Below are 18415 nucleotides of genomic sequence, written 5' to 3'. Positions count from 1 at the left end.
CCTTATGCTTCCAGCAGGTCGCGTGTCCATGCCGGGACGGTCCGTGTCGCGGGACCGACAATGGCCTGATCAAAGGCGGAGGGGCCGGGTGGGACTTCAAGGTTGAACAGCATCGTATCCGCATGTCCGGCCACGCTGTCCACAAACCCGGCGGCTGGATAGACCACGCCGGATGTGCCGATGGCAACGAACAGGTCACATTCAGCCAGATACCGGGCAATGCTGTCCATATGATAGGGCATTTCCCCAAACCAGACGATATCTGGTCGTAACGTCGGCTGACCGCAGGCAGGGCAGGGGGTATCGGGGAAACAGTCCGTCCGCCATTGCGGGGTGGCGTGGCAGCTTGTGCAGCGCAGGCGCAGCAGTTCGCCATGCATGTGGATGACGTTCCGGCTGCCGGCGCGTTCGTGCAGGTCGTCAATATTCTGGGTGATGACGGTCACCTGCCCGTTCCAGCGGCCCTCCCGTCCCGCCCGTTCCAGATCGGCCAGCGCCAGATGGGCGGCATTGGGGTGAACGCCGGGCAATTGCGCGCGCAGGCCATTGTAAAAGCGGTCCACGCGCATGGGGTCGCGCCGGAAACCCTGTGGCGTGCAGATATCCTCGATCCGTTCATGGTTCCACAGGCCATCCGTCCCGCGGAAGGTCTGCAATCCCGATTCCTGGCTTATGCCAGCCCCGGTCAAAACCACGATGCGTTGCATGCCGGTGTCTCCCTATTGTTTCGACCCCAGCGTGGGGGACTGCCGTACATAAGAAAACCGCCACGGACAGGGTCCATGGCGGCTTTCGGTAACATATATCAGGAGAAGGCGGTCCCCGCAGGGGGACCACCCATCCGCCTTACTGTGCGGCATCCTGACCGGTATGCGTCTGCGGAGCAAACGTCCAGCCCGAGCCATAAGGCTGCGGCAGGAAGACCGACCAGCCACTGCTGACGCTGTTCCAGCCGGAGCTGGAAACCGGGGCGCCCGTATCGCGCAGCTTGGTCACATCCGCAGCCGTGACGGTGCCGGGTGCCTTGTTGCCCCAGCTGGTGCGGATGAAGTTGACCACATCAGCAATCTGCTGGGCGGACAGCGACTTGCTGTAACCCGGCATTGCCACTGCGGACGGTGCCCAGTTGCTCGGCGGCAGCACGCCACCATGTGCAATCACGTTCACCAGCGAGGTCGGGTTCTCGGTCACGACAACCGGGTTGCCAGCCAGCGGCGGGAACATACGGGCCACGCCACCACCGTCGTTACGGTGACAGATGGCGCATTCCTTCACATACGTATCAGCACCCGGAACGCTGGAGGTGTTACCCGAAGCCAGCATGTTCGCGGTGGACGGATCGTAGGTGTAGTTGCCCTGTGACGGCGGCACCGGCGGCAGGCTCTTCAGGTACTTCGCGATGGCGTGCAGATCGTCATCGGTGAAGTACTGGGTGCTCCATGCCACCACATCGCCCATGCCACCGAACACGGCGGAATGATCGATACGGCCGGACTTCAGGAAGGTGTAGATGTCATCCTCGGACCAGCGGCCCAGACCAACGACGGGATCGTTGCGCAGGCTCGGCGCGACCCAGTTGTCGATCGGTGCGCCACCGGACAGGAAGTCAGGTCCACCAGACGCATCGAGCGCCTTCTCCTGCATGGCGAAGCCACGCGGGGTATGACACGCGCCGCAATGGCCGGGGCCGGTGACCAGGTAATCGCCACGTGCGACTTCAGGATCCGTGCCCGGCGCCGGCGTGAAGTCCTTCGGCGAAGGCGAGAACATCATGCGCCAGATGCCCAGCGGCCAGCGCATGGACATGGGCCAGGAGATGTCCGGCTGCTTGTTCGGCTGCGCGACCGGCTTCACCCCGTGCATGAAGTACGCATACAGCGCCTGCATGTCTTCCTTCGTCATGCGCGAGAAGGAGGGGTAAGGCATGGCCGGATACAGCGTGGAGCCATCCTTGCGGATACCGTGGCGCACAGCTTCGTCGAATTCTTCGAAGGTGTAGCGGCCGATACCGTAGGTCGGATCCGGCGAGATGTTCGTGGAGTAGATCGTACCGATCGGGCTCTTGATTTCAAGCCCGCCTGCGTACGGCTGTCCATGGAGAGCGGTATGACATGCTACGCAGTCACCCAGTCGCGCGACATATGCCCCCTTCTGGACCAGCGCGGAGTCAGCATCTGGCGTCTGTGCCAGTGCCGTTCCTGCCAGCAGACTAAACGCTGCCGCGCTGAATGTCACCTTAAGTCTGTTGATCATTATGTTCACCATCATGCGTCGCGTTGATGCGAAAAATTGTCAAAACCGGGAGATTACGGCAGCTGCTCGGGGATACCGTCAGCGTTCTTCCGGGCATCAACTTCCCTCTGATAGGTCTCGTTCGCACGCTTGATCAGGAACTGGCGGATGTCCTCAATCTCGGTCGGGTTCATGTTACCGTCGAAGCGATCCATACCGTAGGCGGTAAGCGCGCCGCGACCGACAACATTGTAGAACGCGTCCTCATGACGGATGGACCCGGACCAGCGCAGGTCAGGCAGCACGCCAGCACCTTCCGCGTTATCGCCATGACAGGCGGCGCAATAGGTCTGGAACTGGAAGTACCCGTTATCGGTACGCTTGCTGTCGAACTGTGCCGGCGGCTTGACGGGCAGGAAGCCCTGGTCATTCTGCTTGGGCAGCGGAGCGGACTTGCCGTCAAGCGAGAAGGCAATGATGCGCGAATGGTTGACAGTCCAGCCGCTGGTACGGGCCAGGCCACCAAGGAAGAACGGATAGATGCCGCCCCAGCCCACTTCAACCGCAACATACTGCTTGCCATTGGCAAGGTAGGTCACAGGCGGCGCAATGATGCCGCTGTCTGCCGCGAAGTGGAACAGGTCAGACCCGTTTGTCGCGTCATAGGCATGGAATTCGCCATTTGCCAGACCCTGGAACAGCAGGTCGCCACCAGTTGCCAGGATGCCGCCGTTCCACGGACCCTTGTGGTCCACGCGCCATGCTTCAGCCTGCTTCTGCGGATCCCATGCAACGATCCAGCCCTTCAGGTCCTTCACGAAGGCCTGCTTGGCTTCCGGTGAGTCGGGAATACCGACCTTGTTCATGTCCAGACCAAGGTTCCAGCTGTCGGGATGCGGCGTGAAGCCACCGACCTGGTTGGTGTACAGGAACGGAACCTGCTGTGCCGGGATATAGACCAGCCCGGTCTTGGGGCTGAACGCCATGGCTGCGAAGTTATGGCCGCCAAGATCACCCGGAATCCCGTACCATTCCTTGCCCGTAAGGGTGTAGAGAGCATCGGGGTTGTAGATCGGACGACCGGTCTTGGGATCAAGGCCGCTGGCCCAGTTCACATAGACGTAGTTCTTGCCCGAGATGAACTCACCGGTCTTCGCATCAATGATGTAGAAGAAGCCGTTCTTCGGCGCATGAACGATGACGTGGCGGGTTTCACCGTTGATCGGCAGGTCAAGCGTCATGATCTGCTGGACCGAGGTGAAGTCCCACTGGTCCATCGGCGTTTCCTGGAAATGCCAGACGTATTCGCCGGTTTCCGGCTTCAGTGCGACGATGCTGCCCAGGAACAGGTTGTCGCCCTTGCCTTCGGAACGGTACTTGTAGTTCCACGGGGAACCGTTGCCCACGCCCAGATAGACCAGATCGCTCACGGGGTCATACACGATGGAATCCCACACCGTTCCGCCGCCACCCTGACGGGTCCAGGCGCCGGTCGGGCTCCAGGTCTGGTATGCCTTGTTCATCAGCACGCTGTCGGATGCAGCATGGTCCGGTTCGTTCTTGGGGTTCGGAACCGTGAAGAAGCGCCAGTCCAGCTTGCCGGTTTCGGCATCGAACGCGGAGACGAAGCCACGTGCGCCGAACTCGGACCCGCCGTTACCGATGATCACGCGGCCCTTGGCGATACGCGGTGCGCCATCAACCGTATAGGAACGCTGCTTGCCCAGCTCCGCTTCGGGCGGAATGGTGTTGACGCTCCAGACCAGCTTGCCGGTCTTGGCATCAAGCGCGATCAGGCGGCCGTCGAACGTGCCGAAATAGACCTTGCCATTCCAGTATGCCGCTCCACGGTTGACCGTGTCACAGCAGCCCTTGTCGGCAATGTTGCCGGGCACGCGCGGGTCATAGGACCACAGCAGCTTGCCGGTTGCGGCATCGACGGCTTTCATCATGCTCCAGTTGGTGGTGGCGTACATGACACCATCAACAACCAGTGGCGTGCCTTCCTGGCCACGGTTGGTATCGAGATCCAGATACCAGGCCAGCTTCAGGTTACCGACATTGGAACGGTTGATCTGATCCAGCGGGCTGTAGCGCTGTTCAGAATAGGTGCGGCCATAGGTCATCCAGTTACCGGGATGATCATCGGCATGGATGATCGCTTCCCCTGTGGCGCCCTGCCCGTCATCCGCGGATGCCATGGTGGCATAGCCGGAGATGAGAGCCGCACATATCGTTCCGGCTGTAAGCGTTCTGCTCAGAGAACGTCTTTTTCCGAAAACGGCAGAAATCATATGTGATGTCCTCAGAAAACTAACGGTTTCGAATTCAGGACGCCGCCGCCGCAACTTTCCATCCGGACAGGCTTTCTGAATGTATCCGGCAAAAAAGCGTGACGGTGCTTTTTTTCCGGCCAGACAGGAAACCGGCTTCAGACAGGGAAGATAAAGCAGGTAGTCCGTTTCATCCGAACATACCGAGGCTAGCACGCCCGTCTTCTGACATTTTAGTGTTCACGCTCACTAAAACGTGAATATGCTGTCGCATAAGCAATGAAACGGATATCTCCATATTCCGGACAATTTTATAAAATCTCTTATTATTTCAGGAGAAATTACAAGGTGTGTCTACCGGCCACATGCAGGTGGTTCACAATAATTGAGAGGAAATATATTTTTATTATTCATAAATTGAATAAATTTTTGGTGACGGGGTGCGTTTGAACCCTCCCGCTCCCGGTTGGGCGTGGCAGAGAATCAGAACCGTAATGGATAATGTTCCAGTGGCTCGTAAAACGGGCCATCCGCATGGCGTATGGACTGGAACAGGGTGAAATGGCCAATGGCCTGCGCCGTGACGGGGGGCAGGGTCATGGCCAGCCACCGCTGCCGCCGGGCCTGATCGGGATGGTCCATGCGGCCTGTGGTGATGTGCGGTGTGAAATGGCGGCTGTTCTTCTCACCAGGGGGGACTGTCCGGTTGAGTCCCTTGCGAATGCGCTCCCGCAGGGCCAGCAGCGCCGTGTCGGGTGCGCAGCCGATCCACAGCGTATCGGCCCCATGTGGCCGGGAGGTCATGAACAGGCCAGCCCCGCCGGGCTGCACGACTGGCGGGGCGGCGCGGATGGCGGACAGGGTGTGATGAATTTCTTCCAGCAGATGGCCGTGGGTCACCTCACCAATGAAATGTAGCGTGAGATGATAGGACTCGGGCGGCAGCCAGGTCACATCCGGCAGGCTGCCACGTAACGCGGCAATCGCGTGGAGCAGGGATGGCGGGAGTTCGAGACCAACGAAAAGACGCATGAAGGAACACCTGCGGCAGAGGGGAAACGGCATGTGCCGTCATAACCGGACGTACAGTATATTAAGGAGATGTGCCCGGGGGCTGCGTTGCTGTATTGTAATGTATTGGACACGCCCCTGTTCTTGAACGTGTTCTAACATATTCCCACATGCAGGGAGAGGCACGTCAGTCAACGACGTGGAGGAAGGAAACACAATGGCTTTTGGCCCTGATTCGCGGAGTTTCATCCGCCCCACCGCTGATAGTGCCGCAGGTTCTGTCGATATGGGCCTGCGCGCCTATATGCTGCGAGTCTATAACTGGATGGCATCGGGACTGGTTCTGACCGGCCTGGTCGCCTATCTGATCGCCAACACCAGCCTGCAGGCCCTGTTCTACCAGCATGTGCCGACGCCCATGGGCATGGCACTGAAGCCGACCGGGCTGTCCATGCTGGCCATGATCGCGCCGCTGGGCTTTGTTCTGGTCATGTCGTTTGGCGTGAACCGGTTGTCCACGCAGGCGGTACAGACCCTGTTCTGGCTGTTCTGTGGCGTGATGGGCGCCAGTCTGTCCAATATCTTCATGGTCTTTACCGGTGTATCGGTGACGCGGGTGTTCTTCATCACCGCCGCAACGTTCTGCACCATGTCGATCTGGGGATATACGACTCGTACCGATCTCAGCCGCTTTGGCTCGTTCCTGATGATGGGGCTGTTCGGTCTGATCATCGCGGGCGTGGTGAACATGTTCCTGCACAGCCCCGGCCTGTACTTTGTTTATAGCGCCGTCGGCGTGCTGCTGTTTGTTGGCCTGACCATGTTCGATACGCAGCAGATCAAGGCGAACTACCAGCAGTTTGCCTATTACGAGGGACCGGAACAGGCGGCCAAGCGTTCGGTGTATGATGCGCTGAACCTCTATCTGAACTTCATCAACCTGTTCCAGTTCCTGCTGCAGTTCATGGGTGTGCGGAACAACAGCAACAACTGACGGCAGGAGTCCTGCCAATCCAGAACCATATTGGTCTGGTATGAGGATATGGAAGGGTCGTCACGGAAGTGGCGGCCCTTTTTGCATGGGAAGCCGGCCCGGCTGTGTGGTCAGGCAAAAAAGATAAGACTTATTCATATATAGAAAATATAAGATGACAGGAGTGTGAGGTTCACGACACTCAGGCAACCATTTGTAAAACCTATGTTTTTTTAAATAAATTTTTGGCAATGAAATCTACTGAAATATTATGTGAAGGCTTGCCTCTGAGGCCATTCAGGTCGGATAACCCTTGAATAGAAAAACTATATGAAAGGGTATGCGGCACAGAACATGCGCTTCAGCACACAGGACGGCGTCGCGATTTATGGTCCGATCTGCCCTGACAGTAATAATTACGTAAGGTCTGGCGGGCCGTATTGATCAAGATCATGGTCAGCCGGTCGGCAACTAACTCATGACGGATGCAAACCGAAAAAGGCCGTGCGCCGCTTTCGGAAGTCGACTTAGGCGCGATGTCGCTGGGTGCCAGGGGAAAGCCGGATGCATTTTCCCTGCCAAGCGTATAACGTGGCCGTTGTTGTCTAAGCCCGTGGATGAAGCGAGGATGTGAGCAAAACAGGGTGATGTCGAAACCAACGAGGCGTGAGATGAAGAAAAAAATCTTGCCAAGATTAACGAAGCTGATGAGCCTATCTTCGGCAGCGCTGCTAGCAGGCTGTTCGTGGGATACGCTTGACCCCAAAGGCGTGATCGGCGCTCAGGAAAAAAGCCTGATCCTGACCTCGACCTACGCGATGCTGCTGGTAGTCATACCGGTCTGCATCCTGACGCTGCTGTTTGCGTGGCAGTACCGTCAGTCCAACACTGCGGCGGAATACCTGCCGAAATGGTCGCATTCCAACAAGATCGAGGTGATCATCTGGGCCGTTCCCAGCCTGATCATCCTGTTCCTGGCGGTTCTGACCTATCAGACATGTCATTCGCTTGACCCGTACAAGCCGCTTGAGGCTGAAGCCAACGTCAAGCCTATTCATGTCGATGTTGTGGCGCTGGACTGGAAGTGGCTCTTTATCTATCCGGATGAAGGGATCGCAACCGTCAACCAGATGGCCATGCCGGTGAATACGCCGGTTGATTTCCGGATCACCTCTGACTCCGTGATGAACTCTTTCTTCATCCCGCAGCTCGGTACGATGATCTACGCCATGGCCGGGATGCAGACACAGCTGCACCTGATCGCGAATGAAGCTGGTGATTTCCAGGGTGAATCCTCCAACTTCAGCGGCCGTGGCTTCTCCGACATGCGTTTCCGTGCGCTGGCAATGCCGGCGGACCAGTACAGCGCATGGGTCGAGAAGGTGAAGGCTTCTTCCGAGCAGCTGGACAGCGCAAGCTATCCGAAGCTGGCCGCGCCGAGCGAGGCCAACCCGGTTGAATACTTCTCGCATGTCGATGCGGGTCTCTTCGATGACATCGTTGCCAAGTACAACAACGGCATGGTCATGGATAAGAGCACCGGCAAGATGCTGCATGTGCAGCAGTCCGCGATGTCCGACATGAACATGAAGGAATAGGACAGATGTTAGGCAAATTAACTTTGTCGGCCATTCCTTATGATGTGCCGATCCTTGTTGGGACGTTCATCGGTGCGGCCATTGCTGGCCTGGCCGTTGTCGGTCTCATCACCTATTACGGTAAATGGGGCTACCTGTGGCGTGAATGGCTGACCTCGGTCGACCACAAGCGCATTGGTGTCATGTATATCGTCGTCGCCCTCGTGGCGCTGTTCCGTGGCTTCGCGGACGCGATCATGATGCGTTCCCAGCTTGCGCTGGCCTATGCCGGCAACCCCGGCTACCTGCCGCCGCACCACTATGACCAGATCTTCTCCGCACACGGCACGATCATGATCTTCTTCATGGCCGTGGCGTTCATGCAGGGTCTGATGAACATCGTGGTGCCGCTGCAGATCGGTGCGCGTGACGTGGCCTTCCCGTTCGTGAACACACTGAGCTTCTGGATGACGACCATCAGCTTCCTGCTGGTCAACGTCTCGCTGTTCATTGGTGAGTTCTCGCAGTGCGGCTGGCTGGCTTACCCGCCCCTGTCCGAACAGCAGTTCAGCCCCGGTGTCGGTGTTGACTACTATATCTGGGCGGTTCAGCTGTCTGGTGTTGGCACGCTGCTGACGGGTGTGAACTTCTTCGCGACCATCGTGAAGATGCGTGCGCCGGGCATGACCTATATGCGTATGCCGGTGTTCACCTGGACCATCTTCTGCACGACCGTGCTGATCATGGTGGCCTTCCCGATCCTGACCGTGGCCATGGGCCTGCTGGGTCTGGACCGTTACCTGGGCATGCACTTCTTCACCAATGATGGCGGCGGCAACCAGATGCTCTATCTGAGCGTGATCTGGGGCTGGGGCCATCCGGAAGTGTACATCCTGGTTCTGCCTGCCTTCGGTGCGTTCTCCGAAATCACACAGACCTTCTCCCGCAAGCCGCTGTTCGGCTACAAGACCATGGTCTATGCGACCGCTTCCATCATGGTCCTGTCGCTGGTGGTCTGGGTTCACCACTTCTTCACCATGGGTGCCGGCCCGAACGTCAACGCGTTCTTCGGTATCATGACGATGATCATCGCGGTTCCGACCGGGGTGAAAATCTTCAACTGGCTGTTCACGATGTACAAGGGGCGTATCGACTTCCACGCGACCATGTACTGGGTGATCGGCTTCATGATCACCTTCTCCATCGGTGGTATGACCGGTGTCATGCTGGCCATCCCGGCTTCTGACTTCGTTCTCCACAACAGCCTGTTCGTTATTGCCCACTTCCATAACGTGATTATCGGTGGTGTGTATTTCGGTTACGTCGCTGCAATGAACTTCTGGTTCCCGAAGGCTTTCGGCTTCAAGCTGAACGAAGCCTGGGGCAAGCGCGCGTTCTGGTTCTGGTTCGTCGGTTTCTATGTTGCGTTCATGCCGCTTTATGTCCTCGGTTTCGAAGGCATGACCCGTCGTATGAACCACTATGACAACCCCGAATGGCACCCCTGGCTGCTGATTGCTGAAGTTGGTGCGGTTCTGATCGCATGCGGTATCGTGTGCCAGCTGACCCAGCTGTATGTCTCGATCCGTGATCGTAACCTGGCCGAAAACCGTGACCTGACGGGCGATCCCTGGAACGCACGTACGCTGGAATGGTCCACGTCTTCGCCGCCGCCGTTCTACAACTTCGCCATCCTGCCGGAAGTCCACGAACTGGACGCCTTCGCCCATGACAAGGAAGCCGGTATCGATACGCGTCAGGCCGGTGGTAACTATCAGCCGATCCATATGCCGAAGAACACGGCATGCGGTTTCCTGATTGGTGCCTTCAGCTTCGTGATGGGCTTCGGTGCGATCTGGTACATCTGGTGGCTGGCAGCTGTTGGTCTGATCGGTGTCATCGCTACGGTGATCGCCCGTTCGTCCGACAACGATGTCGACTACTACGTGCCGGTGTCCGAGGTGGCCCGCATTGAGCAGGAGCACACCCATAACCTCATGGCAGCACAGGCAGCGGAATAATGGCGCAAAACATGACTGCTGATGCAGCCCACGCCCATGATGAACACCACGAATCTCCCGTGGTGTTCGGGTTCTGGCTGTATCTGATGACGGACTGCATCATCTTCGGTACGCTGTTCGCAGTGTTCGCGGTGTTGCGTGACCAGTTTGCCGGCGGTCCGACCGGCCACGAAGTGTTCGAACTTTCGGGTGTTGGCATTGAAACGGCAATCCTGCTGTTCAGCTCCATCACCTACGGTTTCGGCATGATTGCCGCCCATGAGAACAAGGTCAGCACCATGCGGACCTGGCTTGGGGTGACATTCCTGCTGGGGCTGGGCTTCCTGTTCATGGAAATCCGTGAGTTCTCTCACATGATTGCCGAAGGCAATGGCCCGGATCGCAGCGCGTTCCTGTCCGCCTTCTTCACGCTGGTTGGCACGCATGGTCTGCATGTCACCTGCGGCCTGCTGTGGATGGCGGTTCTGCTGTTCCAGACGGCTGGCAAGACCGAGCTGAACGAACGCATGATCGGTAAGCTGACCTGCCTCAGCCTGTTCTGGCACTTTCTGGATATCGTCTGGATCTGTGTCTTCACCTTTGTCTATCTGATGAGTGTGATCTGATGGGAGACCATATTTCTTCCTCGGGAGAGAGCCACGGGAGTGTAGGGTCTTACCTTACCGGGTTCGTACTTGCCGTTATCCTGACGGTTGCATCCTTCGGTCTGGTGATGTCGCATGCGATGTCACCGGCTGGCACCGGCGGGGCGATTGCCCTGCTGGCAGTGGTGCAGATTGTTGTTCACCTGATCTACTTCCTGCACATGAACGGTTCGTCCGAACAGCGCTGGAACGTCATGGCTTTTGTCTTCACGGTGCTTTCGGTCCTGGTCCTTGTGGCTGGCACGATGTTCATCATGCATGACACCGCCATCAACATGATGTCGCGCTAAGCGGCGTCATGTCAGGGTGCGGGGGCAGGTGACTGCCCCCGGGCCGGACGGCATAAAAAAAGACCGGCACGAGTGATCGTGCCGGTCTTTATTTTGTGGTGTAACCCGATGGAAAGGTCTGGATCAGCCTTTCTGGGGCTCAGGGGAAAGCAGCTCTTTCTTGTTGGGCTTGTCTTTCCATTCCTCGGCATCGGCCGGGGCATCGAGCTTGCGCGTGATGTTGGGCCACACGGCGGCGTATTTGGCGTTCAGCTCGGCCCAGGGGGTGGCGCGGTCGTCGCTATCGGGGAAGATGGCCTCAGCCGGGCATTCGGGTTCGCACACGCCACAGTCGATGCATTCGTCCGGGTTGATTACCAGAAAGTTCTCACCGGCATAGAAGCAGTCAACCGGGCAGACTTCGACACAATCCGTGAATTTGCAGCGAATGCAGTTTTCGGTGACCACATAGGTCATCGCCTATCTCCGATCATTATTTGTTCGGCCTGCGGCAATAGGCCCGGCCATTGAAAGGGATGAGGCGCCGCGCAGGGCATGACCTCATCGGGAATGGCGGAAGATATGAGAGTGTTTTCCGGCCGTGGCAAGCCCAAGACGGCGGGTAATGCATAATCATGGTCTGTATTGGCCTGTTCGACACAATATTCAGACAGTTTCCGGAACAATTTCATACAGAAGTTGTGCAAGTGGGGCGGATTGCCGCCGTTCGGCACAGCCTACGACGCGTATGACCATGACGGTTTTCCGGTCCGGTGCCGGCAGGGTCAGGATATCGCCCACATGCACCTGCGCATGTGCCTTGGTCACGCGCTGCCGGTTTATGCGCACCTGCCCGCCGGAGGCAATTTTCGCGCATATGCTGCGGCTGCGCCCAAAACGGGCATGGAGCAGCCACAGGTCCAGTCGCTGGTTCAGTATGGGGTCAGGCATCTGTGTCATGGCGTTCAACGACGGTTGAGCAGGGTAGCAAGGGCGGCAAAGGGACTGTCGGCCCGCCGGGGACGCAGCGTTGCCGCCGGTTGCCTGCCAGCCTTCGGGGTGGCGGCATGTGCGGCTTTTGCCTTTCCGCCCTTTTCACCTTCGGGCAGGAAGCGGATCATGAGGGGCGCGGGCGGTCCGTAGTGGGTGGCCGCCATGGGCCGTGGATGGTGCACGCGCATGTTCAGTCCCTTCATCACCGCAGGCAGCATTTCCCGGCGGATGCCCAGCCGGGACGCCAGGTGAAGGGGCAGCGGCACGGGCGCGCGGCGCGTCATGCGGGCCAGTTCAAGAATGAATTTCTCCGCAATATCCAGCCTGATCCGCACCGGCCCGGCATCCAGCCAGCCCATCCGGTCCATGAAGGCGGGAGGCAGCGCATCGGGCAGTAATGTAATGCGGCCCATGGCAGGCAGGGACGGGCAGGGCATGTTCAGGCTGATCGCCACCAGCCACGCCCGCAGCCGCATGGGGCGTTCCTTCAGGATCGCGGGCATGAAGATACTGTAGTGCCCGACCCGTACGCCCAGCCGCCGTAGCCGCTGGATCATGTCATGTCCCAGCCGCTCGCCACGATGCAGCGGGGCGATTCCGGCCCCTTCCATCAGCCGGTGGATGAGGCCGCGCAGTTCGGGCGTGCTGGCCACCGCGGCCTGCACGGCAAACAGGGGGGCGAGGTGTTCGCGCACGACCTGTTCCAGCCATGTCTGCAGGCGGTTGCGGATGCGTTCGCGCTGGGCATTATCCAGCAGCGGGTTGTCCAGAACCTGCGGGCGGGGGGACAGTATGTTACCGCCCGGCAGCATCCGCGCAATGGGCATGTCCTGCCACAGGATATGGGATCCATCGGCGGAGAACGCGAACTGCCGGTCATCATCGCGCACCAGCAGCGCGACGCGGCGGGGGATTTCGCTGCGGACCGCGCGCCGTGCCGCACGCATGAGCAGGCGTCCGTCCTCCGCATCGGTATGTTCGCCCGCGATCAGGTCCAGCCCGGCAATGCGACCGACCTCATGCCCCTCCACCACCACATTGCCCTGCGCCGTTACAGCGGACAGCAGGTTGTCATGCCCGCCTTCATCGAGCCTGCGGATCAGGGTGGTGGCGCGACGATCCACAAAGCGGGCGGTCAGCTGTTCATGCAGCACGTCGGACAGCCGGTCCTCGGCTTCCCGCGTGCGGGCCTGCCAGTGTTCGGCATTGGCGATCCAGCCGGGGCGGGCTGCGATGTAGCTGCATACGCGGATTCCCGCCAGACGCTGCATCAGCGAATCTATGGTGCCCGCCGTCTGGAAGAAATGGGTGATCTGGCTGTCCATCCATGACGACGGAATGCGCCCATCGCGGATCAGGTGGGTAAAGATCCGGCCACACAGGCGGATATGGCTGTCATCGCCCAGTTTGCGGAAGTCAGGGATCTGGCAGCTTTCCCACAGCAGGCGCGTGGCGGCGCGCGAATGCACCAGCGGGCGGATGTCGGCGCTGGCCGCAAGCGCGGACAGGGCCAGCATGTCACTCGCTTCGTGCCCCGCGACCAGTTCGGGACGGGGGGAGGAGCGGTTGAGGCTGGACAGCAGGTGGGCGGGTGAGGCGAAATCCAGATCGCTGTTGCGCCACGCCAGACGGGTCAGCGGGTCAAAACGGTGTTCTTCCACCGCTTCCGCCAGTTCTTCGGACAAGGGTGGACAGGTGCCGGTTGTGCCGAACGTGCCGTCACGCAGGCCCCGCCCCGCCCGGCCCGCCACCTGCGCGATTTCTCCCGCCGTCAGCGGGCGGATGCGCGTGCCGTCGAATTTGGACAGACTGGCAAAGGCCACATGGTTCACGTCCATGTTCAGCCCCATGCCGATCGCATCGGTCGCGACCAGGTAATCGACTTCCTTTTCCTGATACAGCGCCACCTGCGCGTTGCGGGTGCGTGGTGAAAGCTGGCCCATGACAATGGCGCAGCCCCCGCGCCTGCGGCGCAGCAGTTCGGCAATGGCGTAAACTTCGCCCGCGGAAAAGGCGACAATGGCGGACCGCGGCGGCAGGCGCGTCAGCTTGCATGCCCCCGCATGCGTCAGTTGCGACAGGCGGGGGCGATGTTCGATCTCGATCCCCGGCACCAGGCGGCGGATCAGGTTGCGGATGGTGTCCGCGCCCAGGAACATGGTTTCCGACAGGCCGCGGGCATGCAGCAGGCGGTCGGTAAAGATATGGCCACGGTCAGGGTCGGCGCAGAGCTGTATTTCATCCACCGCCACGAATTCCACGCGCCGGTCCAGCGGCATGGCCTCGACCGTGCATGAAAACCAGCGTGCCTTTGGCGGGATGATCTTCTCCTCGCCCGTGATCAGGGCGACGGCATGGGCACCCTTTTTCGCGACCATGCGGTCATAGTTTTCACGCGCCAGCAGCCGCAGGGGGAAACCGATGATGCCGCTGGAATGTGAAAGCAGCCTTTCTATGGCCAGATGGGTCTTGCCGGTATTGGTCGGGCCAAGCACGGCCCGCACCAGCATATCGGAATGGGGGCCGGAACCGTGTCCGGCCGCTGCGCGATAGGGGCCACCAGTGCCCTTGGGTACACCCGTCATGAATGCATGCTCTGGCCAAGTGGCGGCAAATGCAAGCAAAACCACATGCTGATCGCGTTGGGGTGTTGCGTTGCCCGGACGGGGGACGCACCCTGCCGGAAACAGGAACATATTCAGGAAGGGACGTGCGATGAACGTGTTGGACACGCAGGACTGCCTGGTTTCGGCAGATGATGTGCAGGATGGGAACGTGGGCACGGTGTATGCCATCCGTCCCTCCATGCTGGATGAACTTGGTACGATGGTGGGCGACGCCACGGTCCGCTTTGCCCGTCAGGCCGGTTTTGCCGCCCGTTATGGCCAGGTGCTGCTGCTGCCCGGCGTGGATGGCGACATTACGACGGCCCTGCTGGGTATTGCGGAGGAAGCGGACGGCGCCGACCCGTTCGTATTCGGGGCATTGCCCGACTCGCTTCCCGCCGGGTCATGGCGGGTACGCGCGCCTGTGGATGTGCGCGCTGGCGATGTCGCGCTGGGCTTCTGCCTCGGGGCCTATCGCATGCCCGCCTTTGGCCGTGACAGCGCGCCCGCCGCGCCATGTGCGCGACTGGTGGTGGATGCTGAGGGGCAGGCGGCCGCCAGCATGGCGCGGTGCATGAACCTTGCCCGCTCGCTGATCAATACGCCGCCCAATCTCATGGGGCCGGATGACCTGGCCCGTGCGGCGGAGGCGGCGCTGGCCCCGCTGGGGGCGGAGGTCTCGATCATCCGTGGCGCGCGTCTGGCGCAGGAGTTCCCTACCGTCCTGCATGTCGGCGCGGGATCGAACCGTGCACCATGCGTGGTGGAAGCCCGCTGGCACGGCAGCACCGCGACCGATACGGCCCCGCTGGTCTCACTGGTGGGCAAGGGGGTGTGTTTCGACACGGGCGGGTACGACCTCAAGCCGCCCTCATCCATGCTGCGCATGAAAAAAGACATGGGGGGCGCTGCCATCATGCTGGCCCTTGCGCGGCTGATCATGCTGCGTGACCTGCCGGTGCGTCTGGAACTGCGGCTGGGCTGTGTGGAAAACAGCGTGTCGGGACATGCCATGCGACCGTCCGACGTGGTGAAGACGCGCGCGGGGCTGACGGTGGAAATCGGCAATACCGACGCCGAAGGCCGGCTGGTCCTGTGTGACCTGCTGCATGCGGCGTGCGAGCGCCAGCCCGACCTTCTGGTGGATGCCGCGACCCTGACCGGTGCGGCCCGCGTGGCGCTGGGGCCGGATGTGCCCGCGCTGTTCAGCAACCATGACGGAACGGCGGCGGCGTTTGTGGCATCCGGCATGGCCTGTGGCGACCCGCTGTGGCGCCTGCCGTTATGGCCGGGCTATCGCAGATGGCTGGGGAGTCCGGTTGCGGATATGAACAATATTTCATCCAAACCCATGGCCGGGGCGATCACGGCGGCGCTTTTTCTAGAGAAATTTGTCAAAACTGATGTGCGCTGGGTTCATATCGATACATACGGATGGAATGATTCTTCGCGTCCCGGCCGACCGGAGGGTGGGGAAAGTCTTGGTTTAAGAGCAACTTACGAATCGATGTTAAAAATTTTTAATATCGAGGACAGAATGCATCACTAAAGAAACAATGCCGGATGCGAACTAAAATGCATGGTGCGACTTATATATGCCGTAAATGCCAATTATATAGGCAGAACCAAATCGCACCACGCCAGCCCACCCGAGTCCGCATTCAGGCGCACGGGTGTGCAGGCTGACCTTTGACAGAGGATTTTCACCGATGGCCAAGTCATCACAGGCAAACACGGATCAGATGATCAATTCCCTGCGCGACACCATTGTCGCGATGGTCCGCCGCGACGGGCCCGACCTGTCCGCGCGGCAGCTGGCCGTTTTCCTGACCTGCTACCTCCGCGACGATTCGCACACCGTGCGTGGCCTCGCCGCCGACCTGAACGTGTCCAAGCCCGCGATCACCCGCGCGCTGGACCGGCTGAAGGCGCTTGACCTCGCCCGTCGCACGCCCGACCCGATGGACCGCCGTTCCGTGCTGATCAAGCGCACGCTCAAGGGGAATGCCTACCTGCGCGACCTGTGCGCCATCGTGACCGAGACCGCGGCACAGGAAAAGGCCGCAGCCCCTGCCCGCAAGCCCGCACGTGGCCGGCGGACGGAGGAACTCCGCCGCGCAGGCTGAGTTACATGAGGGTTCACTTCATGCCGATACGGACAGAAGGTTTCAGTTCCATGCGTATCTCACGACGTCTGGTTGCCCTTGCCATGATCATGGCGCCGATTGCAGGCGGACCAGTGCTTGCCCATGCCGCGGAATCCTCGCTGGGCACGCCCTCCGGGCAGGTTACGATGAAGTTCAAGTCGCTTGATGTGGGCGTGGGGCACACATGGGGTACTGGCAAGCTGGTGTTCCAGAACCACACGTACCGCTTCAGGATCGAAGGCGGATCGCTGGCGGCCGTGGGCTTTGCCAAGATCAGCGGCCATGGGGAGGTCTATAACCTCACGAAGGTCAAGGATTTCGAAGGCAGCTATGCCGCCGTCAATGGTGATGTCACGGCAGGCACCGGCATTGGTGCGGTGCTGCTCAACAATCCCGCTGGCGTCCGCATCCGCCTTGATACGTCCAGTTCCGGCGGCCGTCTGGCTGCCGCGGCGCAGGGCATGAAGATTACCCTGACCAAATAAAATCTGCTGTCAGGTCACAGGGAACAGGGGGAACGGCCAGCGGGCGGTTCCCCCTGTTTTCGTTGTTACCATGACAGGTCGGGCGTCCGTCCCACCCGGCGTATGACCGCACCGATCCAGACAGACTGGATCAGGACCGTGCCCAGCAGGGCCGGGACGGGGGGGATCCATCCCAGACCAACGGCTACGGCCCCCATGCCGCCGCATATGGTGCCTGCCCATGCCACGGTGGTGACGTCCATGGCCCGCATGCCGCTGCGCTGCGCCATCTGGTAGACATGTTCCCGATGCGCCTGCATGAGCGGACGGCGATGGTATGCCCGGCGCAGCAATGTCATGATGACATCCAGCAGCAGGCCCGACAGCATGAGGGGCATGAGCCACGCCCCATGGGCCAGTTGCGCCATGCCCGCCATGCGCAGCCCCAGCGCGCCCAGCACCAGTCCGCAGCACTGGCTGCCCACATCGCCCATGAACAGTCGCGCCTGCGGGATGTTGAAGGGCAGGAACCCCGCGATGGCCGCCGCCAGTACCAGCGCGGTTCCCCACGTTTCCACCCCGCCGCCCACGGCCGCGCACAGCCCCGCCGTCACCAGTGCCGCAAGCAGCGTGCAGCCGCTGGCCAGTCCGTTCAGCCCGTCCATGAAATTCAGGCAGTTGCACAGGACCACCAGCCACACGACCCGAACGCCCATGCCCTCCAGCGTCACGACATGGGCGGCCGCGCCCGCCATGTCGCCCCATGCCACCAGCACGGCTGCAGCAATCTGCGCCCCCAGTTTCCATGTGGGCGGCATGGGGTGCATGTCATCGCGCCACGAAAACAGCCCGAGCCATATCGTGGCCAGCAGCAGCGTCACGTCGGTCGTATCCGCATGATGCTGAAACAGCAGTTGCCCCAGCGGCACGCCCACCACGAACACGATCAGAATCGCAAGCCCGCCGCCCTTGGGTATCGGGGTGTCATGGGCGCTGCGTCCGGTCGGGTAATCCAGCACGCGCAATGCGATGACCCGACGCGACAGGATGGCCGACATCACGGCCACAACCAGCAGAAACAGCCCGAAAAGGCCGGTTTCGGCATAAAATGAATGGGTCATCGTCATGAAAGCGGGAGGGGACGCATGATCTCTCCTTCTTGCCCTGCACCTGCTCGGCTATAGGGGGAGGGTAATGGTTACGCA

The 18415-nt window shown here is 60.3% G+C and carries 16 protein-coding genes; 8 read left to right on the top strand and 8 right to left on the bottom strand.

Annotated features, from left to right (window positions below; translation table 11 throughout):
• Window positions 1-2: 2 nt before the first annotated feature.
• From B7449_RS01815 to thpR, 4 genes are all read right to left on the bottom strand, one after another.
• Window positions 3-707, bottom strand: a complete 705-nt coding sequence (locus B7449_RS01815) for an NAD-dependent deacylase (protein WP_039732801.1) — start codon at window positions 705-707, stop codon at window positions 3-5.
• A 139-nt stretch (window positions 708-846) separates the two neighbouring features.
• Window positions 847-2253: a c-type cytochrome gene (locus tag B7449_RS01810; RefSeq protein WP_235721090.1), complete on the bottom strand. Its 1407-nt coding sequence runs from the start codon at window positions 2251-2253 to the stop codon at window positions 847-849.
• A gap of 53 nt (window positions 2254-2306) precedes the next feature.
• A complete protein-coding gene (locus tag B7449_RS01805; RefSeq protein ID WP_039732802.1) occupies window positions 2307-4526 on the bottom strand; it encodes a PQQ-dependent dehydrogenase, methanol/ethanol family in 2220 nt (739 codons plus the stop codon).
• Between the two features lie 462 nt (window positions 4527-4988).
• Window positions 4989-5537: an RNA 2',3'-cyclic phosphodiesterase gene (thpR, locus tag B7449_RS01800; protein WP_039732803.1), complete on the bottom strand. Its 549-nt coding sequence runs from the start codon at window positions 5535-5537 to the stop codon at window positions 4989-4991.
• A gap of 196 nt (window positions 5538-5733) precedes the next feature.
• On the opposite strand from thpR, the gene B7449_RS01795 reads away from it, so the two are divergent.
• The 5 genes from B7449_RS01795 (at window position 5734) to cyoD (ending at window position 11021) form a co-directional block, all read left to right on the top strand.
• Window positions 5734-6510 (top strand): Bax inhibitor-1/YccA family protein, encoded by a 777-nt coding sequence (locus B7449_RS01795; protein WP_039732804.1) that lies wholly within the window; start codon window positions 5734-5736, stop codon window positions 6508-6510.
• A 650-nt stretch (window positions 6511-7160) separates the two neighbouring features.
• Window positions 7161-8087: a ubiquinol oxidase subunit II gene (cyoA, locus tag B7449_RS01790; protein WP_029329447.1), complete on the top strand. Its 927-nt coding sequence runs from the start codon at window positions 7161-7163 to the stop codon at window positions 8085-8087.
• Between the two features lie 5 nt (window positions 8088-8092).
• Window positions 8093-10087, top strand: coding sequence for a cytochrome o ubiquinol oxidase subunit I (gene cyoB, locus B7449_RS01785; protein WP_048883159.1), 1995 nt, complete (start codon window positions 8093-8095; stop codon window positions 10085-10087).
• Window positions 10087-10692 carry a cytochrome o ubiquinol oxidase subunit III gene (cyoC, locus tag B7449_RS01780; RefSeq protein WP_010507645.1) on the top strand — a complete coding sequence of 202 codons (606 nt, stop codon included), beginning with the start codon at window positions 10087-10089 and terminating at the stop codon, window positions 10690-10692. The genes cyoB and cyoC overlap by 1 nt, the downstream gene beginning before the upstream one ends.
• Window positions 10692-11021, top strand: coding sequence for a cytochrome o ubiquinol oxidase subunit IV (gene cyoD / locus B7449_RS01775; protein WP_039732807.1), 330 nt, complete (start codon window positions 10692-10694; stop codon window positions 11019-11021). The genes cyoC and cyoD overlap by 1 nt, the downstream gene beginning before the upstream one ends.
• A 123-nt stretch (window positions 11022-11144) precedes the next feature.
• Here cyoD and fdxA read toward each other — a convergent pair whose 3' ends face one another.
• The 3 genes from fdxA to B7449_RS01760 all read right to left on the bottom strand — a co-directional run bounded on the left by fdxA (window position 11145) and on the right by B7449_RS01760 (window position 14578).
• A complete protein-coding gene (gene fdxA, locus B7449_RS01770; RefSeq protein WP_039732808.1) occupies window positions 11145-11477 on the bottom strand; it encodes a ferredoxin FdxA in 333 nt (110 codons plus the stop codon).
• Window positions 11478-11666: 189 nt separating this feature from the next.
• The gene (locus B7449_RS01765; protein ID WP_039732851.1) at window positions 11667-11960 is read right to left on the bottom strand and encodes an RNA-binding S4 domain-containing protein; all 294 of its coding nucleotides are present in this window, start codon (window positions 11958-11960) and stop codon (window positions 11667-11669) included.
• A gap of 5 nt (window positions 11961-11965) precedes the next feature.
• Window positions 11966-14578 carry a helicase-related protein gene (locus tag B7449_RS01760; protein WP_039732852.1) on the bottom strand — a complete coding sequence of 871 codons (2613 nt, stop codon included), beginning with the start codon at window positions 14576-14578 and terminating at the stop codon, window positions 11966-11968.
• Window positions 14579-14708: 130 nt separating this feature from the next.
• On the opposite strand from B7449_RS01760, the gene B7449_RS01755 reads away from it, so the two are divergent.
• From B7449_RS01755 to B7449_RS01745, 3 genes are all read left to right on the top strand, one after another.
• Window positions 14709-16148 (top strand): leucyl aminopeptidase family protein, encoded by a 1440-nt coding sequence (locus B7449_RS01755; protein WP_039732809.1) that lies wholly within the window; start codon window positions 14709-14711, stop codon window positions 16146-16148.
• Between the two features lie 160 nt (window positions 16149-16308).
• Entirely contained in the window at window positions 16309-16725 is a 417-nt protein-coding gene (locus B7449_RS01750) for a MarR family winged helix-turn-helix transcriptional regulator (RefSeq protein WP_010514321.1), read from the top strand.
• Window positions 16726-16775: 50 nt separating this feature from the next.
• Window positions 16776-17231, top strand: a complete 456-nt coding sequence (locus tag B7449_RS01745; protein WP_235721091.1) for a hypothetical protein — start codon at window positions 16776-16778, stop codon at window positions 17229-17231.
• Between the two features lie 65 nt (window positions 17232-17296).
• On the opposite strand, the gene B7449_RS01740 is transcribed toward B7449_RS01745, so the two are convergent.
• The gene (locus B7449_RS01740; RefSeq protein WP_235721092.1) at window positions 17297-18331 is read right to left on the bottom strand and encodes a glycosyltransferase family 4 protein; all 1035 of its coding nucleotides are present in this window, start codon (window positions 18329-18331) and stop codon (window positions 17297-17299) included.
• Window positions 18332-18415: the final 84 nt, after the last annotated feature.

Source organism: Komagataeibacter intermedius TF2 (assembly GCF_000964425.1).
GTDB lineage: Bacteria > Pseudomonadota > Alphaproteobacteria > Acetobacterales > Acetobacteraceae > Komagataeibacter > Komagataeibacter intermedius.
The sequence above is the reverse complement of the archived record's forward strand: the minus strand, read 5'-3'. Positions and strand labels throughout refer to the sequence as shown.